The organism is Rhodococcus sp. ACT016, assembly GCF_050477185.1.
In the GTDB taxonomy this organism is placed as follows: domain Bacteria; phylum Actinomycetota; class Actinomycetes; order Mycobacteriales; family Mycobacteriaceae; genus Prescottella.
The window spans coordinates 4,953,945-4,978,333 of sequence record NZ_JBEAET010000001.1; the positions used below are offsets into that span (position 1 = coordinate 4,953,945).

Annotated in this window: 24 protein-coding genes; 15 read left to right on the top strand and 9 right to left on the bottom strand. The window is 68.9% G+C overall.

Features of this window, described 5'->3' with window-relative positions; translation table 11 throughout:
* Nucleotides 1-121: 121 nt before the first annotated feature.
* The 8 genes from ACQ5DX_RS22710 to ACQ5DX_RS22745 all read left to right on the top strand — a co-directional run bounded on the left by ACQ5DX_RS22710 (nt 122) and on the right by ACQ5DX_RS22745 (nt 8,027).
* Nucleotides 122-1,309 carry a phosphotransferase family protein gene (locus tag ACQ5DX_RS22710; RefSeq protein WP_430334733.1) on the top strand — a complete coding sequence of 396 codons (1,188 nt, stop codon included), beginning with the start codon at nt 122-124 and terminating at the stop codon, nt 1,307-1,309.
* The gene (locus ACQ5DX_RS22715) at nt 1,309-2,469 is read left to right on the top strand and encodes a hypothetical protein (protein WP_430335776.1); all 1,161 of its coding nucleotides are present in this window, start codon (nt 1,309-1,311) and stop codon (nt 2,467-2,469) included. Before ACQ5DX_RS22710 ends, ACQ5DX_RS22715 begins: the two co-directional genes overlap by 1 nt.
* Before the next feature lie 28 nt (nt 2,470-2,497).
* Nucleotides 2,498-3,451, top strand: coding sequence for a tyrosine-protein phosphatase (locus ACQ5DX_RS22720; protein ID WP_430334734.1), 954 nt, complete (start codon nt 2,498-2,500; stop codon nt 3,449-3,451).
* Between the two features lie 116 nt (nt 3,452-3,567).
* Complete coding sequence (locus tag ACQ5DX_RS22725) at nt 3,568-4,200, top strand: TetR/AcrR family transcriptional regulator (protein WP_430334735.1); 633 nt, start codon at nt 3,568-3,570, stop codon at nt 4,198-4,200.
* Nucleotides 4,197-5,441 carry a DUF418 domain-containing protein gene (locus ACQ5DX_RS22730; protein ID WP_430334736.1) on the top strand — a complete coding sequence of 415 codons (1,245 nt, stop codon included), beginning with the start codon at nt 4,197-4,199 and terminating at the stop codon, nt 5,439-5,441. Before ACQ5DX_RS22725 ends, ACQ5DX_RS22730 begins: the two co-directional genes overlap by 4 nt.
* A gap of 48 nt (nt 5,442-5,489) precedes the next feature.
* The gene (locus ACQ5DX_RS22735) at nt 5,490-5,888 is read left to right on the top strand and encodes a VOC family protein (RefSeq protein WP_430334737.1); all 399 of its coding nucleotides are present in this window, start codon (nt 5,490-5,492) and stop codon (nt 5,886-5,888) included.
* Nucleotides 5,889-6,013: 125 nt separating this feature from the next.
* On the top strand, nt 6,014-6,748 hold the full coding sequence (locus ACQ5DX_RS22740) for a polyprenol monophosphomannose synthase (protein ID WP_430334738.1): 735 nt from the start codon (nt 6,014-6,016) through the stop codon (nt 6,746-6,748).
* A gap of 73 nt (nt 6,749-6,821) precedes the next feature.
* Nucleotides 6,822-8,027, top strand: coding sequence for an enhanced intracellular survival protein Eis (locus tag ACQ5DX_RS22745; protein WP_430334739.1), 1,206 nt, complete (start codon nt 6,822-6,824; stop codon nt 8,025-8,027).
* A 54-nt stretch (nt 8,028-8,081) separates the two neighbouring features.
* Here ACQ5DX_RS22745 and ACQ5DX_RS22750 read toward each other — a convergent pair whose 3' ends face one another.
* The 3 genes from ACQ5DX_RS22750 to ACQ5DX_RS22760 form a co-directional block, all read right to left on the bottom strand.
* Nucleotides 8,082-9,590 (bottom strand): solute symporter family protein, encoded by a 1,509-nt coding sequence (locus ACQ5DX_RS22750; protein ID WP_430334740.1) that lies wholly within the window; start codon nt 9,588-9,590, stop codon nt 8,082-8,084.
* Nucleotides 9,591-9,592: 2 nt separating this feature from the next.
* Nucleotides 9,593-9,982, bottom strand: a complete 390-nt coding sequence (locus ACQ5DX_RS22755) for a DUF485 domain-containing protein (RefSeq protein ID WP_430334741.1) — start codon at nt 9,980-9,982, stop codon at nt 9,593-9,595.
* Between the two features lie 127 nt (nt 9,983-10,109).
* Nucleotides 10,110-10,676, bottom strand: coding sequence for a MarR family winged helix-turn-helix transcriptional regulator (locus tag ACQ5DX_RS22760; protein ID WP_430334742.1), 567 nt, complete (start codon nt 10,674-10,676; stop codon nt 10,110-10,112).
* A 128-nt stretch (nt 10,677-10,804) separates the two neighbouring features.
* Here ACQ5DX_RS22760 and ACQ5DX_RS22765 point away from each other — a divergent pair, with 128 nt between their 5' ends.
* Nucleotides 10,805-11,767, top strand: a complete 963-nt coding sequence (locus ACQ5DX_RS22765; protein WP_430334743.1) for an MBL fold metallo-hydrolase — start codon at nt 10,805-10,807, stop codon at nt 11,765-11,767.
* 27 nt (nt 11,768-11,794) lie between these two features.
* A complete protein-coding gene (locus tag ACQ5DX_RS22770) occupies nt 11,795-13,426 on the top strand; it encodes an FAD-dependent monooxygenase (RefSeq protein WP_430334744.1) in 1,632 nt (543 codons plus the stop codon).
* Nucleotide 13,427: 1 nt separating this feature from the next.
* Here the strand turns inward: ACQ5DX_RS22770 and ACQ5DX_RS22775 are convergent, their stop codons facing one another.
* On the bottom strand, nt 13,428-14,285 hold the full coding sequence (locus ACQ5DX_RS22775; RefSeq protein WP_430334745.1) for a LysR family transcriptional regulator: 858 nt from the start codon (nt 14,283-14,285) through the stop codon (nt 13,428-13,430).
* An 84-nt stretch (nt 14,286-14,369) separates the two neighbouring features.
* Between ACQ5DX_RS22775 and ACQ5DX_RS22780 the strand changes: the two genes are divergently transcribed.
* Nucleotides 14,370-15,539: a YbfB/YjiJ family MFS transporter gene (locus ACQ5DX_RS22780; protein ID WP_430334746.1), complete on the top strand. Its 1,170-nt coding sequence runs from the start codon at nt 14,370-14,372 to the stop codon at nt 15,537-15,539.
* Between the two features lie 20 nt (nt 15,540-15,559).
* Here ACQ5DX_RS22780 and ACQ5DX_RS22785 read toward each other — a convergent pair whose 3' ends face one another.
* A complete protein-coding gene (locus ACQ5DX_RS22785) occupies nt 15,560-16,432 on the bottom strand; it encodes an alpha/beta fold hydrolase (RefSeq protein WP_430334747.1) in 873 nt (290 codons plus the stop codon).
* Between the two features lie 149 nt (nt 16,433-16,581).
* On the bottom strand, nt 16,582-17,172 hold the full coding sequence (locus ACQ5DX_RS22790) for a TetR/AcrR family transcriptional regulator C-terminal ligand-binding domain-containing protein (protein ID WP_430334748.1): 591 nt from the start codon (nt 17,170-17,172) through the stop codon (nt 16,582-16,584).
* Nucleotides 17,173-17,236: 64 nt separating this feature from the next.
* On the opposite strand from ACQ5DX_RS22790, the gene ACQ5DX_RS22795 reads away from it, so the two are divergent.
* Nucleotides 17,237-17,839 carry a TIGR00730 family Rossman fold protein gene (locus ACQ5DX_RS22795; RefSeq protein ID WP_430334749.1) on the top strand — a complete coding sequence of 201 codons (603 nt, stop codon included), beginning with the start codon at nt 17,237-17,239 and terminating at the stop codon, nt 17,837-17,839.
* Nucleotides 17,836-18,282, top strand: coding sequence for a nucleotide triphosphate diphosphatase NUDT15 (locus ACQ5DX_RS22800; protein WP_430334750.1), 447 nt, complete (start codon nt 17,836-17,838; stop codon nt 18,280-18,282). The genes ACQ5DX_RS22795 and ACQ5DX_RS22800 overlap by 4 nt, the downstream gene beginning before the upstream one ends.
* Here ACQ5DX_RS22800 and ACQ5DX_RS22805 read toward each other — a convergent pair.
* Both ACQ5DX_RS22805 and ACQ5DX_RS22810 read right to left on the bottom strand, forming a co-directional pair.
* Nucleotides 18,269-19,891, bottom strand: a complete 1,623-nt coding sequence (locus ACQ5DX_RS22805; protein ID WP_430334751.1) for a long-chain fatty acid--CoA ligase — start codon at nt 19,889-19,891, stop codon at nt 18,269-18,271. The genes ACQ5DX_RS22800 and ACQ5DX_RS22805 overlap by 14 nt on opposite strands.
* A gap of 107 nt (nt 19,892-19,998) precedes the next feature.
* Nucleotides 19,999-21,051: an alpha/beta fold hydrolase gene (locus ACQ5DX_RS22810; protein WP_430334752.1), complete on the bottom strand. Its 1,053-nt coding sequence runs from the start codon at nt 21,049-21,051 to the stop codon at nt 19,999-20,001.
* A gap of 102 nt (nt 21,052-21,153) precedes the next feature.
* Here ACQ5DX_RS22810 and ACQ5DX_RS22815 point away from each other — a divergent pair, with 102 nt between their 5' ends.
* Nucleotides 21,154-21,750, top strand: coding sequence for a TetR/AcrR family transcriptional regulator (locus ACQ5DX_RS22815; protein ID WP_430334753.1), 597 nt, complete (start codon nt 21,154-21,156; stop codon nt 21,748-21,750).
* Between the two features lie 8 nt (nt 21,751-21,758).
* Here ACQ5DX_RS22815 and ACQ5DX_RS22820 read toward each other — a convergent pair whose 3' ends face one another.
* Nucleotides 21,759-22,934 carry an amidohydrolase family protein gene (locus ACQ5DX_RS22820; RefSeq protein WP_430334754.1) on the bottom strand — a complete coding sequence of 392 codons (1,176 nt, stop codon included), beginning with the start codon at nt 22,932-22,934 and terminating at the stop codon, nt 21,759-21,761.
* A gap of 45 nt (nt 22,935-22,979) precedes the next feature.
* Here ACQ5DX_RS22820 and ACQ5DX_RS22825 point away from each other — a divergent pair, with 45 nt between their 5' ends.
* On the top strand, nt 22,980-24,353 hold the full coding sequence (locus ACQ5DX_RS22825) for a glutamine synthetase family protein (protein WP_430334755.1): 1,374 nt from the start codon (nt 22,980-22,982) through the stop codon (nt 24,351-24,353).
* The last annotated feature ends 36 nt before the right edge of the window (nt 24,354-24,389 follow it).

Below are 24,389 nucleotides of genomic sequence, written 5' to 3' on the forward strand. Positions count from 1 at the left end.
AGCGCCTGAGCGCCCCAGGGAATGCAAGACGGGGCCGCCACCAGAACTCGCTGTACCCGCTGTGCCGCACCGAATTTCAACGCACGCGAGGCTGCGCGCCTCCGACCGTCGAAAGGTCGTCATGAGTTCCGATAAGACAACCGGGGATCAGGATTTCTCCGAGGTTGCCCGGCCCGTCGCCTCCCGCACCGACCCCGCCGAACTCGCCTCCCGCCTGCAGACCTGGCTCACGACCCGGCTGCCCGCCGGGGCGGATCCCGAGGTCACCGACGTGCAGGTGCCGGCCGCGAACGGGATGTCCAACGAGACGATCTTGTTCGATGCCCTGTGGCACGAGGACGGCGAGCGTCGGCACCACTACCTGGTGGCGCGCATCGCGCCCGCGCCGTCGGGGGTGCCGATCTTCCCGTCCTACGACCTGGACCAGCAGTACCAGGTGATCAAGGCCGTCGGCGCGCACTCGGCGGTCCCCGTGCCGCGCGTGTACTGGTCCGAGACGTCCCCCGAGGCGCTCGGCGGCGAGTTCTTCGTGATGGAACGGCTCGACGGGCAGGTCCCGCCGGACGTGATGCCCTACAACTTCGGCTCCTGGCTCTCCGAGGGCTCGCCCGAGGACCGTCGGCGTCTGCAGGATGCATCGGTGCGGGTGCTCGCCGACCTGCACGCGATACCCGCACCCGCACAGCTATTTCCGAGCCTGTCTCCCGAACCGGGAGCCGACGCCGTCACCGCCGACGCCGCCCTGCGCGCTCACGTGGACGGACAGCGCCGCTTCTACGAGTGGGCGGTCGAGACCGGTCCGCGCTCACCGTTGATCGAGCGCGGCCTCGACTGGCTCGACGAGCACTGGCCCACCGTCACCGGCCCGGCCGTGCTGTGCTGGGGCGACTCGCGGATCGGCAACATAATCTACCGCGACTTCGAACCCGTCGCGGTCCTCGACTGGGAGATGGCGACCCTCGGCCCGCGCGAACTCGACCTGGGCTGGATGATCTTCATCCACCGCTTCTTCGAAGACCTCGCGGGCGTGGCCGGCGTGGCCGGTCTGCCGGACTTCCTGCGCCGCGACGACGTCGCCGACACCTACCGCGAACTCACCGGCCATGGCGCCACCGATCTCGACTTCTACACGATGTACGCGGCCCTGCGGCACGCGATCATCATGTTCCGCGTCCAGAGTCGCGCCGTGGCGTTCGGGCAGGCCGAGGCGCCCGCCGACCCGGACGACATGATCCTGCACCGCAAGACCGTCGAGGAGATGCTCGACGGCACCTACTGGGCCCGCGTCGCCGGGCAGGAGGTCGCGTGATGCTCTCCCCCATGGACGACTTCCCGGTCCACCAGATCGCCGAACCGATCCGGCACGTCGGCACCTCCGACCGCAACTTCTACGACCGCTACTACTTCAACTGCCACCCCGGCCTCGACTACGACGGCGAACCGCTGTTCCTCATCATCGGGCTCGGCCAGTACCCGAATCTCGGTGTGACGGACGGCTTCGCGGTCCTGCGCCGCGGCGACGACCACATCGTGGCCCGCGCGTCGAAGGCGCTCGGCTCCGACCGCATGGACGTCACCGTCGGCCCGCTGCGCATCGAGGTCCTCGAGGGCCTGCACCGGTTGCGGGTGGTACTCGAACCCACCCCCGAGGCGCCGGACCTGTCGTTCGACCTGGTCTTCGAGTCCGATGTCCCGGCGTCGTTGGAGGCCAGGCACTTCCACCGCCAGCTCGAACGAGTCACCTTCGACACCCAGCGCTTCGTGCAGACCGGCCGCTGGAGCGGAAGCCTCACCGTCGACGGTGAGACCATCGCGGTCACCCCCGACACCTGGCGCGGCAACCGCGACCGCTCCTGGGGTGTGCGACCCGTCGGCGAGGCCGAACCACCCGGGCGCCGGGCGGACCCCGCCCTCGCGAGCGAGCAGAACTTCTTCTGGATCTACACGATCATGCAGTTCGACGACTTCTCCATCGTCGCGATCATGCAGGAAGACCGCCACGGCCGCCGGATCATCGAGGACGCCACCCGCGTGTGGACGGATCGCACGCGCGAACCGGAGTGGCTCGGCCGGCCCGAGCACGAACTGTCGTTCGTGCCCGGCACCCGCGAGGTCGCGTACGGAACCCTCGAGTTCCACCGCCCCGGCGGCTACGGCAAGCCCGACGAGATCCTCACCGTCGCTTGCGAACCGGTCCTGCCCCACTACCTCGGCGTGGGCACCGGTTACGGACTGGAACAGGACTGGCGGCACGGCATGTGGCAGGGCGAACTGGTCGTGCAGGGTCTGCGCGAGAAGGTCGCCGACATCGAGCCGTGGAAGAAGTTGTTCTGCCCGGTCGACAACCTCGCCCGCTTCACCCTCACCGAGGACGGCGAGACCCACGTCGGCTCCGGCCTGTTCGAGGTCGGAATCATCGGCCCCTGCGACCGCTACGGATTCACCGGCGCCGCAGACGTCGCTCCCTGAAACACCACCACAACGAAAGGAATTCGACATGAAGGTTGGTTCCAGCCCGTTACGCAGGCGGACGGTCCGGTCCGCCACTGCCGTGCTCATCGCCGGAGGAATGTTCCTCTCCGGCACCACGATCGCCTCCGCACTGGACCCGGGCCAGCTGCCGATCCCCGAGGGGGCCCTGGGATCCCTCGGCACCGCCTCGTCGGACATTCACCTGGATCCGACACCGCGCCTCGCCACCATCACGAACTTCCGTGACGTCGCAGGAAGCGAGGGCGGCGGTTACGAGGGCCTCGCCAGCCGCCACCTCAAGCGCGGTGTGATCTACCGTTCCAACGCGCTGTCGTCGGCCAGCGACGAGGACCTCGCGACCCTGTCGTCGCTGAACATCACCCACATCTACGACCTGCGGGGCCCCACCGAGATCGCCAACCCGCTGGTCGGCGGCCCCGACAAGCTTCCGGCGGGGGCCGACTACAAGAACTTCCCGATCGAATTCGGCGACCTGGTCACGCTCGCCCAGACGATCCAGTCGCCCGAGCAGGGTCAGCAGTTCATGGTGGACGCCAACCGCAGCTTCGTTTCCGATGCGACGAAGCGCGCGGGATTCAAGCAGCTGCTGACCGAGATCGCCAACAGCGACGGCCCGGTGGTCTTCCACTGCAGCGCCGGTAAGGACCGCACCGGCTGGATCGCCGCGCTCCTGCTGACGATCGCCGGGGTTCCCGAGCAGACCGTCTTCGACGACTACCTGCTCAGCAACGAGTACCTGGCCGATACGAACGCGGCCACGCTCGCGCAGATCCGGGGCGCCCTCGGCGACCAGGTGGCGCTGAACCTCGAGCCCGTCCTCAACGTCGACAAGAGCTACCTCCAGGCCGCGTTCGACCAGATGCGCGCCGACTACGGCGGCCCGATCGCCTACCTCGCCGACGGCATCGGCCTCGAGCAGATGACGATCGCAAAGCTTGCGCGCAAGCTCGTGTTCTGACGCTTGCCCGCAATGCACCCGGGCGGTCCTGACCCCGACCAGGACCGCCCGGGTGTTCTTCTGTGTGTACCCCGATCCCCGTGTTGCCCTCGGCGAGCACTCGAGTTATTAATTAAGTGACCACTCAATCAATGATCGGGGTGCACGTGCGAACCGTCGACGAATCGGCACGCGAGGCCAAGAGGACCGAACTGCTCGACGCCGCGGCGCGGTGCTTCGCCGAACGCGGCTACCACGCCACGCGCACTGCGGACATCTGCGCGCTGGCCGGCATGAGTTCCGGGAACCTCTTCCACTACTTCCCGACCAAGCAGGCGGTGTTGCTGGCACTGATCGAACGTGACGGCACCGAGACCGCGACGGCGGTCGCGGAACTCGCGGCGGCCGAGGACCCCTTCGGTGCGCTGCTGTCGCTGCTCGACGACGTCTGCCGTCTCGCGGCAGACGACACGTATTCCGGCCTGGCGCTGGAGATCTCGGCGCTGGCGCACCGCGACGACGACGTCGCCGTGCGGTTCGAGGCCAACGACGCGAGTTTCCGCAAGGGGCTCGAGGATCTGCTCGAACGCGCCGCGGCCGCCGGACAACTCGACACCGATCTGACTGTCGAGGACGCGGCGACCTGGATCGCCGCGCTCGTCGACGGCATGTTCGCCCGCGTCGCGGCCGACCCGACCTTCCGACCCGAGGCGCAGTCCGCGGTGCTTCGCCGCATCGTCAGCCAGCTCCTCCGGGGCACGGACTCATGACCGATACGACCTCGCGGGCACCGGAGCGCGGCCGCCGGCTGCAGAACGTCGACGCGCTGCGCGGATTCGCCCTGTTCGGCATCCTGGCGGTCAACATCTGGGCGTTCGCCGACCCGTACTACGCGTCGACGGCGACCAATCCCGGCTTCGATTCCGGGGTCGACCACGCCGTGCGCTTCGTGGTGTCGCTGCTGTTCGAGACCAAGTTCTATCTGCTGTTCTCGTTCCTGTTCGGCTACAGCTTCACCCTGCAGATGGCGGCCGCGGAGCGGGCCGGACGCGGGTTCGTTCCGCGAATGTTGCGCCGACAGGGCGGGCTGCTGGCCATCGGACTGCTGCACGGCGCCGCCCTCTACTACGGCGAGATCCTCTCGATGTACGCGGTGCTCGGGCTGGTCCTGCTGGCCTGCCGCAACATCTCGCCGACGACGGCCGTGCGGCTGGGGGCGGCGCTGATCGTGGCGTCGTCTGCGGGGTGGATGCTCCTCGGCCTCGCGCAGCTCGTGGCCGGCGATGTCACCGGCTCGGCCGCGTCCGACGCGGCCCACAAGCTCTCGGCGTTCCGGGGCGACGCGGCCGCAACGCTCGGCTTCCACGCGGGGCACCTCGCGGACACGCTCGGCGCCCTGTGGGTGCTGCAGGCGCCGAGTGCGATGGCGATGTTCTTCTTCGGCTTCGCGGCCGGCCGGCTGAGGGTGTTCGCACATCCCGAGCGGTACCGCGACGCCATGCGGCGCACGGTGGTGATCGGCCTGCCGATCGGACTGATCGGTGCCGCCGCGTATGCCCTCGCCGCGGCGTACGCACCGGGCGGCGGGCTGGAGACGGTGGCGTTCGGATTCGGGCAGCTGACGGCGCCGGCCGTGACCGCGTCGTACGTGATCATCGCGCTGTTGCTGTTCCGGACCGCCGTCGGCGGCCGCGTGGAGACGGCGCTGGCGCCGATGGGCAAGACCGCGCTGACGAACTACCTGCTGCAGTCGTTCGTGCTCGGTGTGCTGTTCACCGGCTACGGCCTCGGCCTGGTCGATCGGTTGCCGCCGCTCGCGGTGATCGCCGTCGTGCCGGTCGTGTTCGCCGTCCAGATGGCCGCCAGCCGCCGCTGGCTGGCGAGGCATCCGTACGGCCCGGCCGAGTGGGTCCTGCGGGCGGTGACCCTCGCCGATCTGCCGCCGTGGCGGTCTCCGCGAACCGCTCCGGCGCGCAGCGATCGACGGTACGGTCGAGATCGCGAAGAGTAGTTCCACGTCTACCGCTCGACAGGTACCGGACGACCCCAGGAGCAACCCATGGTCTCTCGCCTCAATCCCTACATCAGCTTCGCCGGCAACGCCCGCGAGGCGATGGAGTTCTACAAGAGCGTCTTCGGCGGCACCCTGAACATGAGCACGTTCGGCGAGTTCGGTTCGCCCGAGGACGGCGACAAGATCATGCACGCGATGCTCGAGACCGACAGCGGTTTCACGATCATGGGCGCGGACACCCCTCCCGGAATGGAACGCACGGTCGGCACCGACATGTCGGTGAGCCTCAGTGGCGACGACGCCGTCGAACTCCGCGGCTACTGGGACAAGCTCTCGGCGTCGGGCACCGTCCACATGCCGCTCGAGAAGCAGATGTGGGGCGACATCTTCGGATCCTGCGCCGACCAGTTCGGCGTGGCGTGGATGGTGAACATCGCCGGGTGAGACACAGAACACGGCCTGAACGCCGCCTGAACACCCCGAAACCCCAGGTAAGTTGCCTTCGATTGCATTCATGACCACACTCGCTCTTGCCGGAGACGACACCGTGTGATCACCAGGAAGGCACCATGAACACCAGCTCGCCGAAGACGACCGTGGTTGTACCCACGTACAACGAACGCGATAATCTACCGAAACTGGTCGAGCGGCTGGCGGCATTGGAGGTACCCAACCTGCAGTTGCTGGTGGTCGATGACAACTCCCCCGACGGCACCGGCGAGGTCGCGGAGAAGCTCGCAATCGACTCACAGCTGCCGATCCGGGTTCTGCATCGCACCGTCAAGGACGGCCTCGGCCGCGCGTACGTCGCCGGCATGACCCGCGCGCTCGAGGACGGCGCCGACATCGTCATCCAGATGGACGCCGACCTCTCGCATCCCGCCGAGGTCATCCCCGCGATGATCAGCACGCTCACCACGACCGATGCCGCCGTCGTTCTCGGCTCCCGGTACGTCCCGGGTGGCGCGGTCGCGAGCGACTGGCCGTGGCATCGCAAGGCGCTGTCGGCGTGGGCCAACTTCTACGTCAACGCGATCCTGCGGCTCGGGGTGAAGGACGCGACGGCCGGGTTCAAGGCGTGGCACGCGCGCACGCTCGAGGCGATCGACGTCGCGTCGATCCACAGCAACGGCTACTCGTTCCAGGTGGAGATGAACTACCGCACCACCAGTCGCGGCATGCGGATCGCGGAGGTTCCGATCCGGTTCGAGGAGCGGATCGAGGGCGTGTCGAAGATGAGCCTCGCCGTCCAGCTCGAGTCGGCCCTGGTGCCGTGGAAGCTGCGGTTCGGCAGAAAGCGCTGAGCCGCACCGTCGTCGAGCGCCGGCCCGAATAATCGCGGGCGTTTTGCGCGGAATGCTGCCACCATCGGTGGCCATGACGTCCGCAGCAGACATCCGCATCCGTGCCGCGACCGAGAGCGATTGGCCGGCGATCGAACTTCTCGACTCGGTGGCATTCGGCTACCACCCCGTCCCCGAGGAGCGGACACTCGCGAAAGCGTTGATGCGGGTCGAGGACATGGTGCTCGCGACGGACGACGGCCATCCGGTCGGGCTGGCGGCGCACCTGCCGCTCGAAGTCACCGTCCCCGGTGGCCAACAGTTGCCGACGCGCGGAGTCTCCTGGGTATCCGTGGCGCCGACGCATCGCCGCCGAGGCGTGCTGCGTGCGATGTTCGGGCATCTGCATCAGCAGATCGCCGCCACCGGCGTGCCCCTGTCCGCGCTGACCGCGAGCGACGCCGGCATCTACGGCCGGTTCGGATACGGCCCGGCCACGGTTGCGGCCGACGTGACGCTCGACCGCCGATTCGCGCGGTTCCGGGGCGACGCTCCGGACCCGGGTGGGGTCCGCCTGGCCGACGCGACATCCGCCGCACGGCACCTCCCGGAGGTCTACGATCGCTGGCGACGGATCGCGCCGGGAGCGCAGGCGCGACCGAAACCTCACTGGGACTTCACGTTTGCCGACCCGGAGGGCAATCGGCAGGGCGGGTCGGCCCTGTTCTTCCTGCTCCACGCCGACGGGTACGCGATGTTCCGACGACGCGGCGAGGACGGTCAGCGGACAGCGGTCGTCGAGGAACTCGTGGCCGCGACGGACGGCGCGCACGCGGCGCTGTGGCGCGCACTGTGCGGACTCGACCTGATGGACCACGTGGAGGCCAGCGTGCACGCCGCCGATCCGCTGCGCCTGATGCTCACCGACTCTCGCCTGGTGCGCACCACCCGGGTCGCCGACGACCTGTGGCTGCGGATCATGGACGTTCCCGCGGCGCTGGAGGCCCGAACGTACGCCGCCGACCTCGACACGGTCATCGAGGTCCGCGACCCGTACCTCGACGCCGGAGGCACGTTCGCGTTGACGGTGCGTGACGGACACGCGCAGTGCCGACGGACCGATACAGCACCCCGCATCGCACTCGACCTGGACGTGTTGGGAAGCGTGTACCTCGGGGACCACCGGATCCGCCCGTTCGCCGCTGCAGGACGGGTGCGGGCGGCGTCGGATCGCGATCTGGCCCAGTTCGATTCGGCGTTCGCCTCGGACCGTCCGGCCGTGCTCGGTTGGGGATTCTGACACGACGACGAAGCCCCCGCCGCAAAGGCGGCGGGGGCTGTCCGGTGGCGTCGGTCAGCGACCGATGAGGGCGCGGCGCTCGATCTCGGCGAAGTCCGCACCGGCGGCGTCCGGCCGCGACCGGCCCACCAACGAACCGACGTACGCGAACAGGAAGCCCGCGGGCACCGACACCAGGGCCGGGATGGTGAGCGGGAAGATCGCGTCGACCCCGTGGATCAGGCCGGTGGGGCCGAGGATGTTCGGGCTGATCGCGACCAGGCCGAGGCTGACGACGAGTCCACCGACCAACGCCCACGTGGCACCGACCCGGTTGAAGCCCTTCCAGTAGATGCTCAGCAGCAGCACCGGCAGGCTCGTGCTGGCCGCGACCGCGAACGCGACGTTGGCGAGGAAGCCCAGGTTGAAACCCTTGGCGCCCAGCGCCAGGAACATCGCGACGATCGCGATGCCGAGCAGCGAGAGCCGGGCAACCTTCAATTGCTTTTCCGCCGTGGCGTTTCCGTTCTTGATGACGTGCGTGTAAAGGTCGTGTGCGAAGGCGCCGGAAGTGGCGATCGCGACGCCGGCGAGCACCGCGAGGATCGTCGCGAGCGTGATGCCGATGATCACCGCCTCGAGGACCGGACCGCCGAGTTCGCGGGCCAACTGAACCACCGCGAGGTTGCCCTGCGGGTGCGCCTTCGAGATCTCGTCCTTCCCGATCGCGCGGAGCGCGCCGTAGCCGATGAACGGCAGCACCAGGTAGAAGATACTGAAGATCCACAGCGCCACGACACCGGACTTGCGGGCGGCCCGCGCATCCTTGACGGTGAGGAACCGGACCATGACGTGTGGCAGGCCCATCACGCCGAGCGCGAGCGCCAGCTGCTGCGAGATGATGTCGAACGTCTTGGTGGTGGACTGCGGGTGCGACGACGCGACCGCGTCCGGAACCGCGTCGACCACGTGGAACGGGCTGGGGCCGTACTTCATCAGCACCAGGAACAGGATCAGCGCGGTGCCGCCGAGCAGCAGGCCCGTCTTGAGCACCTGCACCCACGTGGTGGCGAGCATGCCGCCGAACATCGTGTAGACGACCATGAGCAGGCCCAGCACCACGACGGCCACCCAGAACTTGATGCCGAGCAGCGCCTGCACCAGCAGGCCGGCGCCGACGAACTGGATGACCATGTACATCGCCGAGATGACGATCGTGGTGACGGCGAGGCACGCGCGCAGTCCCCGTCCGTCGAAGCGGGCAGCGACGGCGTCGGCGAGGGTGAAGCGGCCGAGGTTGCGCAGCGGCTCGGCGATGATCAGCAGCACCAGCAGGTAGGCCAGCGGGACCGCGGTCGCCAGGTAGAAGCCGTTGAAGCCGGACAGCGCGATGAGGCCGGTGATGCCGAGGAACGACGCCGCCGAGACGTAGTCACCCGAGATGGCGAGACCGTTGCCGATCGGGCCGACCTGCCCCTCGGCCACGTAGTGCGAGTCGGTGGAGGTGTTGCGCTTGGCGGCGAGGTACGTGATCGCGAGCGTGACGCCGATGATGGCGACGACGATGGTGACACTCAAACCCATTGTCACTCACCTCCTTTCGGGAGATCGAGCTCGGCGAGGTGGGCGTCGATGAGCCCGTCCATGCGGCGCGCCCAACGGACGTAGAACTGCGCGACGACGAGGATCCCGACGAAGACCCCGAAGCCGGCCCAGTAGGCCAGGCCGAGGCCGGCGAACCGACCGGACAGCACGGTGGTCGAGGTCGTCAGGACGATGTAGCCCATGAAGACGATCAGCAGCACCGCGGCGGAGACGAGCGAGACGCGACGGCGGCGCCGCGCGATTTCGAGAATCGCGTCGAGGCCGGAATCGGGGGATAACGGGTCCGGCGAAGCCGGGGAGTCTGGGCGCGCGGCATCGGCCGGCGACAGGCCAAGCGACATGGTCACCTCGGGGTGTGAACGGGAAGGCATGTAGTCAATGCTTTGACAACTGTGTGGTGGGCCTACCGTAGGTGAGGGCAGTCACAATGCGCAAGGACTCGGCCACCCGCCGCCGAGAACTGGCGATGGGTGGCCGAGAACGGACCTTCCGGTCGAGTCAGTCCCGGGTGTGGAGCTCCCCCGACGACGCGGTCGCCAGCTTCTCGAGCAGACCGATCAGGATCGTGCGCTCGGGCTTGGTGAGCGCACTGGCCCACACCTGCTCGCGCCGGTTGTGCTCGGCGTACGTGGCGGTGATGGCCTCGATGCCGGCGTCGGTCAGCCGCAACTCGACCGCGCGGCGGTCCACTTCCGACCTCCGACGCGTCACGTAGCCGTCCCGTTCGAGGGTGTTGACCAGCGCGGAGACCGCCGCACGGCTCATCCCGGACAGCTTCGCGACCCGCTTGGCCTCGCTCGGGCCGGCCAGCCACAGCATGAACAGCACACGGAAGCCCGGCCAGCTCCACCCGCCAGGCCGGTGCACGGTTGACTCGAGGTCGTAGACCAGCGCACTGGCAACGCGGGTCAGCTCCAGGACCAGCTTCATCGACACCGGGTCGACCTCGGGCATCGTTCGAGTCGTCTTGCGCACCGCGAAGTCGACGAACGACAGGAAGTCGAGGTCGTCGATGTTCTCGCGGTCGTCGCGGCTCGTGTCGTGCACACGGTCGGCATTGGTCATGCCGGACAGATTAGAGCCCGAACCCGGGATTTTCGGTCCGAATTTGGTCAAAGGCTTGCATATCTGGTGTGACTCCGCTTACCTTGTCCACATAATCAATCAAAGCTTTGACTATTTGAGGTGATCTCATGGCCACACTGTCCTTCGCTTCCTCCGCCGACCTCGGGGAGAAGGAACAGACCCTGGAGGTCCTCGCCGACGGCGTCTACGCGCTCACGGCGGAGGGCGATCCGAACCTGGGCGCGATCGAGGGCGAGGACTTCCTCGTCTGCTTCGAGGCGCTCGCGACACCGGTCGCCGGGCAGGACTGGCTCGCGAAGCTGCGTCAGCACACCGACAAGCCCGTGCGCTACCTGGTGCTCTCGCACTACCACGCGGTGCGTGTGCTCGGGGCGTCCGCATTCGACGCGGAGATCATCGTCGCGCACGACAACACCCGCAAGCTGATCGCCGAACGCGGCCAGGAGGACTGGGCGTCCGAGTTCGGCCGCATGCCGCGCCTGGCGAAGGGCGCCGACTCGGTGCCCGGCCTCACCTGGCCCACCCTGACGTTCTCCGACCAGCTGACCATCGACCTCGGCGGCGACCGTGGCGACCTCGTGCTCCAGCACCTCGGCCGCGGCCACACCGAGGGCGACATCGTCGCGTGGCTGCCGCAGCAGAAGATCCTCTTCGCCGGCGACCTGGTCGAGGCGCAGGCCGCGCTGTACACCGGCGACGCCTTCCACCGCGACTGGGCCGCAGGCACTCTCGACCGCATCAAGGCCCTCGGCGCCGAGGCGCTGATCGGCGGGCGCGGCGCCGTGAGCCGCGGCCGCGACGAGGTGGACGCCGCGATCGAGCAGACCCGCCACTTCCTGAACGTGATGCTCACCGAGGTCGGTGCGGTCCAGCAGCGCGGCGGCACCCTCAAGGAGGCGTTCGAGGCCACCCACGCCGCGCTGTTCGAGCGCTACGGCCACTGGCCGATCTTCGAGCACTGCCTGCCGTTCGACGTCTCCCGCGTGTGGGACGAGCTGTCGGGCATCGAGCGTCCGGTGATCTGGACCGCCGAGCGCGACCGCGAGGTCTGGGCCCAGCTGCAGGGCTGAGTCGGGCAGGTATCAGGAGGATTCACGATGGGCGTCAACCACATTCACACCGGAACCGTCGCCGTGATCGGCAACGGTCCGGTCGGCCAGACCACGGCCCTGCTGCTCGCCCGGTGGGGCGTGCGGGTGGTCCTGCTCGACGGTCGGGCCGAGCGGGACCCGATCGGTTCCAAGGCCATCTGCCAGCAGCGGGACGTGCTCGAGGTGTGGGCCGCGATCGGCGTCGGGGAACAGATCGCGGCCGAGGGGGTCACGTGGGACACCGCGCGCACCTTCCACCGCGACCACGAGCTGTTCTCGCAGCAGTTCGTCGACCACGGCCAGTCACCGTTCCCGCCCTTCGTCAACGTCTCCCAGGCCCGTACCGAGGAACTGCTCGACGACGCCATCGCCCAGCAGCCGCTCATCGACGTGCGGTGGGGCCATGCGGTGGAGCGCATCGACCAGGACGCGTCCGGGGTCCGCCTCGAATGCACGACGGCCACCGGCACGGTGACGGTGGCCGCCGACTACGCCGTGCTGGCCACCGGCTCGCGCAGCAGCGAACTGCGTCGTCAGCTCGGCGTGGGGTTCCCCGGCCGATCGTTCGACGACAAGTTCCTCATCTGCGACATCCAGGCCGACATCCCCGGCTGGGCCAGCGAGCGGCGCTTCTACTTCGACCCCGAGTGGAACCCGGGCCGACAGGTGCTCATCCATCCGTGTCCGGACTCGACGTTCCGCATCGACTGGCAGGTGCCGGGCGACTACGACCTCGACACCGAGGCCGAGAGCGGCGCGCTGGACACCCGGATCCGCCAGATCATCGGCGACACCCCGTACCGGATCGTGTGGAAGTCGGTGTACCGCTTCCACGCTCGGCTCGCCGACCGCATGCGGGTGGGCCGGGTGCTGCTGGCCGGTGACTGCGCGCACATCGTGTCCCCGTTCGGCGCGCGCGGCCTGAACTCCGGCGTCGGCGACGCCGAGAACGCCGCGTGGAAGCTGGCGTTCGTGCTGCGCGGCTGGGCCGATCCGTCGCTGCTCGAGACGTACGACCTCGAGCGCCGCGCGGCCGCCGCGGAGAACCTGGAGGTCACATCCGCGACGATGGACTTCCTCGTCCCCCAGACCGACGAGCAGCACGCCCGTCGCAAGGCCGTCCTCGACGCGGCGGCGTCCGATCCTGCCGCGCGCGCCGGAGTGGATTCGGGGCGGTTGGCGGAACCGTTCTGGTACGTCGACTCGCCGCTGACGACGTCGGATGCCCGGCGTCCGTTCGCCGGCCGTCCGGACCGGGGTGTCTCACCCGTCCCGGTTCCGGGCGTGCTGGTCCCGGACGTGCCGGCGACCGTGCGGGGTCAGAGTTGCGCCCGACTCCGGGAGATCGCCCGGCACGGTGTGCTGCTGCTCCACGGCTCCGCCGTGGATCCGGCCGAGATCCGACGGATCGCCCTGGCCGCGACGAGTGCGCCCATCCGGCTCCATGCGTTGGCCGACGTCGACACCAGCGGACTGCTCACGGCCGCAACGAAAGCCGAGCCGAACGAGGTGTGGGTCGTCCGCCCGGACGCGCACATCGCCGCGGTGGTCGACGGCGGTGATCCCGGGGCACTCGCGGGCGCGTTGCGCCGGGCCGTCGGCGCCGACGTGACCGTGGGCGAGCGACGGGTCGGCTGAGTCAGCCCCGGGCGCGGTGGGCCTCGACGAGTGCGCAGTCGCGCAGGACCCGCATCAGCGGTGTCACGCGGCTCGCGACGTAGACGAGACTCACCGCGTTGGGTGTCGCGTCGACGATGTCGACGAACCTGACGTTGTGGTGCTGGACGCGACGACGCGCGGCCACCGGTACCGCTCCGATGCCCCGGTCGGCCGCGACGAGCTCGAGCCATTCGTCGAAGTTGGTACAGGACACGATCTCTCGACTCGGATCGGGTTCGGTCCACGACTCGGCGCGAGTCGTCCCGGTCAGGGTGTTGACCACGAGCGGATACGTTCCCAGTTCGGCCCACGTGACAGAGTCCCGCTTCGCGAGGGGTGAGCGGGCACTGACCGCGGCGACCCGAGGCTCGGTGAACAGGTGATGCACCGCCAAGGCCCTGCCGCGGACCTCCCCGCGCATCACGACCGCGTCGACGACGCCGTCTCGCAGCGCGCTCACCGGATCGTCGCACCGCTGCAACAGCACCCGCGCGCCGGAACGTTCCTCGCACGCGGCGATCGTGTCGTGCGCCCACTGATCGGGCAGGAGCCAACTGAATCCGAGGCGAACCGTCCGGTTGGCCTGTGCCGATGCGATGGCGGCATCCAGGTCACCCAGGACGATTCGAATGCGTTCGGCGAGCGCCCGCCCGTCTTCGGTCGGCTTCACCGACCGCGACGTCCGCTCCAGCAGCCGGGTCTCGAGCGTCGCCTCGAGTTGCTGGATCGTACGGGTCAGCGCGGGCTGGGTGATGTTCAACCGCCCGGCGGCGGCCGTGAAGGTCCCGGCATCGATCACTGCGACCAGCGCCCGCAGATGCCGCAGCTCCACATTCATAACCACCAAGCATAAATGCGGACGAAAGGGCATTTCCGCGGAACCTCCGGCCCGCATACCTTCGAGGCGACGAAGGGAGTCGATGTGAGTGCGCCAGTGCGGATCGAAATCGGAGCAGCGGCCCGGCCTGCCCGCGTGACGGTGGTACGCGCCGCCGCCGGACTCGCCGCCGCCATGGGCGTCGGCCGATTCGTCTACACCCCACTGCTCCCGCTGATGCAGGAACAGACCGGGGTCTCGCACTCCGATACCGCGCTGGTCGCGACCGCCAACTACCTCGGCTACTTCCTGGGCGCGATCGCGTTGGCCGTGTATCCGGCGGGGGCACGCTCACGCGCGCTCTTCCGCGCATCGATCCTCGCGTTGATCGCGAGCGAACTCGTCATGATCACCGGTACGGAAGTGCGCCTGTGGCTGGCCGCACGCGTCGTGGCCGGCGTCGCGAGTGCCGCGGTCTTCGTGTACTGCGCCACCGCGGTGGTCGGGCACCCGTCCGCGGGCGTGACGTTCACCGGCGTCGGGGTCGGCATCGCGACCTCGGGCATTCTCGTCGTGGTACTGGGGCCGATCGTGTCGTGGAGCGCGCTGTGGGTCGTCGCGGCGGTGATCACGGCCGGCTACGCCGCGATCGCGTGGAGTCTGCCGCCGGGATCGCTGCCCCCGATTCACGACGGACCTCGGGCCCGCAGGGCGCCGTCGGTGCGCTGGTGGACACTCGGCGGCAGCTACTTCCTGGAGGGCCTGGGCTACATCATCCTCGGCACATTCCTGGTCGCGGCCGTCTCGGTCGGCGACGCGGACTGGACGGGACCCGCGGCATGGGTGGTGGTCGGGCTGGCCGCAGTCCCCTCCCCGCTGCTGTGGGCGTGGGCACTGCGCTGCTGGTCGGCCGAATCGCTTCTCGCGTTGGCACTCCTGTTGCAGGCCGTCTCCGCGCTCCTGCCCGCGCTGGTCTCCGGTCCGGCAGCAGCGCTGATCGCCTCGGTCCTGTTCGGCGGGACATTCATGGGCATCACCCTGCTGGCCATGGATTCCGCTCTCGGGCTCGGGATTCCGCGGGCGGCAGCGGCATTGACCGCGATCTACGGGCTCGGCCAGATCCTCGGACCGCTCGTCGTGGCGCCGATGCTGGGGGACGGCTTCCGGTCGGCGTTCGTGTGCGCCGCAGTCGTGCTCGCAGCTGCCGCCCTCCTGGCCCTCGCCACCCGCCGTGGCCGAATGTCACACCGGTTCAGTTCAACTGAACGGATGTGACATTCGGCCAGAGGGGCGCGCTAGACCGCGGTGCGGTCGAGGAAGTCGGCGATCAGCGGAGCGATCCGGCGCAGGTGGGTCTCGAGAGCGAAATGCCCGGTGTCGAACAGGTGGAGTTCGGCGTGCGGCACATCGTTCAGGTAGGCCTGCGCCCCGGCCGCGGAGAAGAACGGATCGTGACGCCCCCAGACGATGAGCGTGGGCGGCGTATGTGCGCGCAGCCAACTCTGCCAGCCGTCGTACCGCTCGACGTTGGAGTGATAGTCGAAGAGCAGCGCTGCCTGCGCTTCCTTCCGCCCTGTAAGATCGAGGAAGTGTTGGTCGAGGGTCCAACTGTCGGGGTCGAGCAATTCGGTGTCCGTAACCCCGGTCTCGTACTGGCTGCGCGTTGCGGATGCGGTCAGAAATTCACTGACAGTGTCTGCGGCACCGGGCATCTCGGGCCGCAGACCGACGAGGTGACGGAGCGCGTCGCCCAGCCCCTCGTCGTAGGCATTCCCGTTCTGCACGATCAGCCCCGAAATCCACTCGGGGTGTCGTTCGGCGATCCTGAAGCCGACCGGTGCACCGAAGTCGAAGACGTACATCGCGAACCGGTCCAGACCTGCCCGCTGGACGAAACCCTCGACGACATCGGCGAGTCGATCGAACGAGAAGTCGAACCGATCCGGCGCCTCGGTGTAGCCGGAGCCCGGATAGTCCGGAGCGATCAACCGGTAGCGCGCGCCCAGGACGTCGATGAGTCGACGATACTGGTGCGACGCGGACGGAAAGCCGTGCAGCAGTAACAGCACGGGCGCATCGACGCGTTCGGGCCGGGACTCCCGGTAGAAGACTCGGACGCCGTCGACGTCCATACTGCGGCGAAGTACACGAGCGCTCGCGTCGACCACGACCAACTCCTCATATCGCGATTGATGCACTGCAGCCTAGCAACGAAACGCGACGCCGACAGGGTCGCCGCGGTTGCGATTCGGCTGCGCGCCTATTGATTTCGCCGACCGTTTCGGCCGTTCGGAGAGGTTGAGCCGATTCGATGGCGTCACCGGCGCCGGTCCCCCGCCGCCGGGAGCAGGAGGTCGACGACCCGTGCGGCCGTGTCGGCGTCGACGCGGCCGCCGGTCACCACCTGGCGGTAGAACACCGCGCCCGCGAGGGTGTCCATGAACAGGTCGGCGTCGAGGTCGGCCGGCAGGTCACCCCGCGCCACTCCCCGCTCGATCACCGCCGCACAGTTGGCGCGACGTTCGGCGAGGAACGCGACCCGGAAGGCGTCGAGCCCCTCGGGTGTCGAGGCCAGATCGCTGATGAGCGCGGGCATCGCGGTGCCGAGCGGCGTACCCGTGAAGTTGCGCACCGTGCCGGCCAGCCACTCCACGAGGTCGGCGCGGGTGCTGCCGGTGTCCGGGACGGGTCCGGTGTCCATCAGTGTCGCGAGGGCGTCGGCGACCAGTTCGGGCTTGCCGGACCACCAGCGGTACAGCGTGGTCTTGTGCACCCCGCTGGCCTCCGCGATGCGTTCGACCGTCAGTTGTGTGTACGACGTCGCGGCCAGCTCGTCGACGACGGTCTGCAGCACGAGGTCTCGCTTACGGGGGCCGCCGCGTCGCGGCTCGGCGCTGGATACCGGCATGCGCGCACTCTGCCACGGGGTAAAGTGCAACGCAACGTTGCGTCGCATTCGAGGATTGGACGGCATGAGGATCACCGCGTTCATGGGATCGGCCACCGGCCACGATCCCGCCCACCTGCAGACGGCGACGACCTTCGGCCGCGACCTGGCCGCGGCCGGGATCGCCCTGGTCTACGGCGGTGGCCGGGTCGGACTGATGGGCGCCGTGGCCGATGCGGTGGTCGCGGGCGGCGGGGAGACCATCGGCGTGATCCCGCAACATCTCGCCGACAAGGAGATCGCGCACCCGGGGTTGACGACCCTCGAGGTGGTCGAGTCGATGCACGTCCGCAAACAGCGGATGGCCGAGCTCGCGGACGCCTTCGTGGTCCTGCCGGGCGGCGCCGGCACGCTCGACGAGTTCTTCGAGATCTGGACCTGGCAGCAGCTGGGGCTGCACACCAAGCCGGTGTTCCTGCTCGATGCCGGCGGTTTCTGGCAGCCGCTCGTCGCGCTGATCGACCACCTCGTCGACGCCGGGTTCGTCGGCGCGCACCAGCGCGCCGCGCTGCGGATCGTCGACGATCTCGACGCGGTGCGCGCCGCGACGTCGAACTGGCTTCCCCCGGCGCCCAAGTGGACGACCGGTCGGGAGCCGTCGAACGGCGCCGGCCTCGAGCGGGCATGAGTTCCCCGCGGCCCGTCGTCGGCGTCGGCATCGTCGTCGAACGCACCGACGGACGAATCCTGCTGGGCCGCCGCGTGAAACCGGACGAACCGGTGACGTGGTGCCTGCCCGGAGGTCACCTCGAGGCCGGGGAGACCATCGAGCAGGCGGCCCGGCGGGAGTGCTTCGAGGAGTCCGGGATCGACGACCCGACCGAGGTGGCGGCGTTCACCGCCGTGGTCGACACCGGATCCAGTCGCGGCGGTGTCGTGTTCGGTGTGCACGCGCGCAGCGCCGGAGTACCGACGGGACCCGGTGAGCCGCAGATCTTTCCGGAATGGGTGTGGGCCGACCCGGCGGACCTGCCACGCCCGCTCTTTCCCGCGAGCGACGCGCTGCTGCGCGCATGGACCGGGGCGGCACCCGATCCGGCGTGGCAGGTCCTGCGCGTCACAACCGGGTGACGTCGAGGTTCCCGTCGTGGAAGTCGGCGCGTAGCCGCTTCTTGTCGAACTTGCCGACGCTGGTCTTGGGCACCTCCCCGATCACCGCCCAGTTCTCCGGCAGCTGCCACTTGGCGACCTTGTCGGCCAAAAAGTCCCGCACCTGATCGAGGGTGGTGTCACTACCCTCCCGCAGCACCACCGCGACCAGCGGCCGCTCGTCCCACTTCTCGTCCGGGATACCGATCACCGCGGCCTCCGCGACCGCCGGATGCCCCATCACCGCATTCTCGAGATCCACCGACGAGATCCACTCGCCACCCGACTTGATGATGTCCTTCGTCCGGTCCGACAGACTCAGGTAACCGTCCGGCGTGATCGATCCGACGTCACCGGTGCGCAGCCAACCGTCACGGAACTTGTCCGGGGCGTCCACGCCGTAGTACGACGACGTGATCCACGGCCCACGCACCTCGAGCTCACCGATACTGACGCCGTCGTGCGGCACCCGGTTACCGTCGTCGTCGATCAACCGCGCCTCCACCGACGCGGGGAACCGGCCCTGCATGTACCGGTAACGCCACCGGTCCTCTCCGGTGGAATCGGCCGGCGGACGACCCACCGACCCGACCGGGGACGTCTCGGTCATGCCCCACGCGTGCAGGACGGAGACCTGGTGCTCGTTCTCGAACGCGTGCATCAGGGCCGGCGGGACCGCCGCGCCACCGATGAGGACCTCGCGCATCGACGAGATGTCCTGCGGATGCTGCTCGAGATGCAGGTGCAGACCCTGCCAGATCGTCGGCACCGCCGCCGCGAACGTCGGACGCTCGGACGCGATCAGCTCGGCCAACGGCGCGGGCTGCAGGAACCGGTCCGGCATGATCAGCGACGCACCGATCATGAACGCCGCATACGGCAGACCCCACGACATCGCATGGAACTGCGGCACCACCGCCAACGCCCGATCACCCTGCGCCAGGTTCGGGCCATCACTCATGCACACCTGCATCGAGTGCAGGTAGATCGAACGATGCGAGTAGACAACACCTTTCGGATCACCCGTGGTGCCCGACGTGTAACACATCGCCGCCGCGGAGCGCTCGTCGAGTTCGGGCCAGTCGAACTCGGTCGGCAGATCCGCGATCAGACCCTCATAGCTGTGCACCTGCACGCCCTCGGGGGCCTCGAGCCCCGCCGTCGAGTCGCCGGTGACGATCACATGCTCGACGGTCTTCATCTGCGCCAACTGCGGGGCCAGCAGCGGGATCAGCGTCGCATCGACGATGACCACCCGATCCTCGGCATGGTTGGCCACGTGGATCAGCTGCTCGGGGAACAGGCGGATGTTCAGGGTGTGCAGCACCGCGCCCATCGACGGCACCGCCAGATACGCCTCGAGGTGTTCGGTGTTGTTCCACATGAACGTCGCGACCCGGTCGTCACCGGTGACACCGAGACCACGCAGCGCGTGTGCCAACTGCGCACACCGGCGACCGACCTCCGCATACGTACGACGCCGCGGACCGGACTCGGTCCAGGTGACCACCTCGGCGTCCGCATGGACGGTACTCCCGTGCCGAAGCAACTGCGCGACGGAAAGAGGTAAATCATTCATCGTACTCAACATGGGCTGCTCCTGGCTCGATGCGCGCCGGTGTGGCGTGCATGTCGTGGGTGAAACTACGCCACGAAAGAGACGTGGGTCACTCATCCCCCCGCTTCCGGCGTTTCGGACTAATCGGTCTGCCGGGTCAACCATGCGGTCATCAACGGAATGAGCTCCGGCAATTTGGTCACGGCGCAGTGCCCGGCGTCGGGGATCACGTGCACCTCGATGTTCGGGCGCCCCTCGAACACGAGCGTGTCGGCGAGCGGAACGTGGACGTCGTCGGCGCCGTTGATGACGAGCATCGGCGCGTTGCCGTGGCGCTGCAGCAGCTCGCCACGATCGAAGACCCGGGCCGCCTCGATTGTTCGCTCGTTCGTCGGCGGAGCATCGAAACCGAATGCGTTGCCGAGAATGTCGGACATCCCGTAGAGCAAACGGTCCAGATTCGCCCGCTCGAATGCGGCGCGAACCGGAGCACCGATGTTGACCGCCGCATCGACGGCGCCGGTCAGCGCGGATCGGACCGCGAAGTTACCGCCGAAGGACACTCCCAGGTGCGCCACACGCCCGTTGCCGAGAGTGCGAGCCGTCGCGATCAATCCGTCGATCACTTCGTCCGCGAATTCGTCCAGCGGGACCGGAGATTCACCGGTTCCGGGCTGATCGAACGCGAGAACCGTGAGTCCGGCGTCGCGGGCGAACGCAACCGCGAGCGGATGCATGTCCATCTTCCAGCCGTCGACTCCGCCGCTGAACAGCAGAACAGGTGCGCCCGCGTACGGCCGGCCGCCGGAGAGCAGGTGCACCGGCACCCGGACGTCACCACCGCGATACGGCAGGGCGAGGATCCGACGTTCGAACTCGACCCCGAACTCCGGTGCCGCCGCGATGTACTGGGCAACCTGGTTCTGCAGGGCCTGTCGTCGCGATCCGTTGGCGAGTACGGGGAACTTGGCAATGCCGTACACCATCGCCGACAGCAGATGATCGCCCGCGGCAGCGTATTTCGCCGCCAGTCGCGACCACTCGAACGTCCAGCCGCCCGGCGCGTCGGCCCACATGGAGTCGATCGAGCCGCGCAGTTCGTCGAGGTCCTTCGGCGGCAGCCCGAAGCTCAGGAACTGCCCCGTGCGCTCCTCGAGGAGCGCGTGATGATCGACCGGGAATTCGTACGGCATGAAGCCTCCTCGATAACGTCACAAACGCAACTCGTCGTTGCGTTAATGAGTGAAGCACGCCGCCCTCACTAACGCAACGGTCAGTTGCGATACAGTTCCGAGGTGAGTTCCCCCTCCCAGCGCCCCGGTGGTCGCAGCGCCCGCGTCCGCGAGGCCGTCTTCGAGGCCGTACTGTCCGAGCTGGCCGAGCGTGGGTTCGCCGCGATGACGGTCGAGGACGTGGCGGCGCGCTCCGGTGTACACAAGACGACGATCTACCGCCGCTGGGGAACGTTGTCGCAGCTCGTCGCAGAGGCCGTGGTCGACATGTCCGAGACCACGGTCCCGATCCCCGACACCGGCTCGCTCGAGTCCGATCTGCGTGCGGTGGCCCGGTCGATCGTCGCCCTCGTCACCGACAGCAGGGGACGAGCCCTGGTCGCGGCTCTGTTCTCGGACGCCGTGCGCACCCCGGAGATTGCCGAGTTCAAACGCGACTTCTACGCCACCCGATACGCGCTCGCCGACGTCGTCGTCCAACGCGGAGTCCAGCGCGGGGAGATCCCCGCCGACGTATCGCCCGCGGACCTGCTCGCCGCCGTCGCGGCGCCGATCTACTACCGACTTCTCGTTGCGGACATGCCCGTCGACGCCGCTGTGGGTGATCGGGCCGCTGCCAGCGCTGTCGCCGCCGCTCGCGCGGGTGCGCTCAGCGGCTGAGCCGGGCGTCAGGAATCGAGCCGGTACGCGCGATGCGCGTTGTCCGCGGCGATCATCCGGGTCACCCGATCAGCATCGGAGAGCGACCAATGATTCTGCCCCACTTCGTGTTCGACCAGAGCGGTCAGCGCCGTCCGGAACCGGACCGCAGCGACATGGAACAGCTCCGGGAGGCCGCAACCGTCCGTGGAGAAGAGCACCGACCCGAACGGCGCCAGTTCCAGCAACTCCGCCAGGATGCGCGTCGCTCCCCCACCGCCGACGTTCTGCAGTGCGAGCCCGACATCGACGAACACGTGATCGAACACCTGCGCCAGATATCCGGCGTGCCGGTGGAACGGGTAGCTGTGCAGCAGCATGATCGGCACCCCGCGCCCCGCCGTGGCCCGCAGCAGCGGCGTGAGGAGCAGCGGATCCCCGTGGGCGAGATCGGCATCGGCGTCGCCGTATCCGACGTGGAACTGGATCGGCAGGCCGAGATCGACGGCGGTCCAGAGCAGGAACCGGATCAGGGTCTCGTCGGTCAGTCGCGCCGGTGCGCCGGCGACGATCTCCGACGCCCACCGCACGGCGGCGGTGAAGACCGCGGCGTCGGACGGGCGTTCGGGTGCCAGGTCGAGCCCAACCCGGTACGCCGCAACGGATTTGAAGGCGATCGCGGTGCGGGACGCATCGGCCAGACGGTTGCGGCACGTGTCGGCGAACGTGCCGGCCCCGCGCACGGCGATGACCTCCTCGGCGATCGGCTCGAGCCGGACCACCTCGTGCGCCCGTGCCCCGGTGTACGCCGCGAGCTCGTCCGGGCGCGTCAACCGATCAGGCAGAAAGCCTGTGTCCACGAGGAATTCCGATATCCCGGTCGCCCCGAGCAGGCGCCGGGTCACCTCGTCGGTGCCGAGTTCGGCACGCCTTTCGAGGTATTCGTCGGGATCGACGTGTGGTGGGAGGTCGAGGATCGGTGCGCACAGTCGGCGCACCGCGAATCCCACCTGGGTGTCGAAGAGGGTGCCGTGCCAACGTCCCGGACCGGCAGCCTCGCACAGCAGCGACTCGAACGCCGTCCGGTCGAGGGTCTCACGCACGACGCCGTGACAGTGGTGGTCGACGAGGGGCAGTGCCTCGACCACCTCCGCAGTCGCGTCGTCGCCCGAGTGCCGCGGCGTATCGTCTGGGAATGGCGCCACGCCTGCCATTCTGCCGCTGACCGGCCCCGGTGCGAGGGAGATGCGATGGATCGGCACGAACGCGAAGGTCGGGCGCTCGAGGCCGCGCGGCTGACCCGGGAACTCGCCGAGCGCGGGGTGGTCGCCGTCGCCCTGCCGTGGGTCGACAACAGCGGCGTGGTGCGAGCGAAGTCCGTCCCGATCGACCGACTCGAACACGCCGCCGCGTGGGGCGTGGGGGCGTCGCCGGTGTTCGACGCGTTCACCCCGGACGACACCATCGTCGCCGGACGCTACGCCGGCGGGCCCGTCGGCGATCTGCGGCTGATCCCGGACCTGACGCGGTTGACGGAGCTCGCCGCGCAGCCGGGCTGGGCGTGGGCGCCGGTCGACCGCTACACGCAGGGCGGGGACCTGCACCCGCAGGATGCCCGGGGTGTCGTGCGCCGGGCCGTCGCGCATCTCGCCGAGGAGAGGCTGACGGCGAAGGCCGCGATCGAGATCGAATGGGTCGTCGGCCGGGACGGCGACGACTTCGCGCCCGCGACCCGGGGGCCCGCCTACGGGTACACGCGGGTGGTCGAGAAGTCGGACTACCTGGTCGAGTTGCTCACGGCGCTGCGGCACCAAGGCGTCCGGGTGGAGCAGATCCATCCCGAGTACGCGCCGGGGCAGTTCGAGCTGTCGGTGACGGCCGAGGACCCGCTCGGCGCGGCCGACACGTCGGTGCTCGTCCGAGAGACCATCCGCGCGGTGACCGACCGACACGGGATGCGGGTGTCCTTCTCCCCCATGGTGATCGCGGGCGGCACCGGGAGCGGCGGCCACATCCACCTGTCGCTGTGGCGGGACGGCCGAAACCTGCACAGCGGCGGCGACGGCCCGTGCGGGCTGTCGGCGACCGCGGGCGCGTTCGCCGCGGGCATCCTCGAACACCTGCCGGGGCTGCTCGCGGTGGGAGCGGCGTCCGTCGCGAGCTACCTGCGGCTGGTTCCGGGCGCGTGGTCGGCGCCGTTCCAGGCCTGCGGACACGAAAACCGGGAAACGGCACTGCGTTTGGTCACCGGCAGCGCCGGCGAGGAGGAGCGGGCCGCCAACCTCGAGGTGAAGGTGCTCGACCTGTCGGCCAACCCCTACCTGTGCGTGGCCGGGCTGCTGTTCGCCGGCCTGGCCGGCGTGCGCGCGGGCGCGACACTCTCGGGACTGGTGGACGTCGACCCCAACTCGTTGAGCCAAGACGATCGGGACCGACTCGGAATCGCCCGGCTGCCAGCCTCACTCACGGATGCCACCGACGCGTTCGAGGCCGACGCGATGCTCACCGACGCGTTCGGAACCGAACTGGCGGCGACCATCGTCGACGTCCGTCGCGCCGAGATCGCGCGGTTCGCCGCCGCCACGGACGAGGAGATCGCCGCGGGACTGCGGTGGGCGTTCTGACGCGAGTACAGCTCTGCGTTCGGCGCACCTTCACGA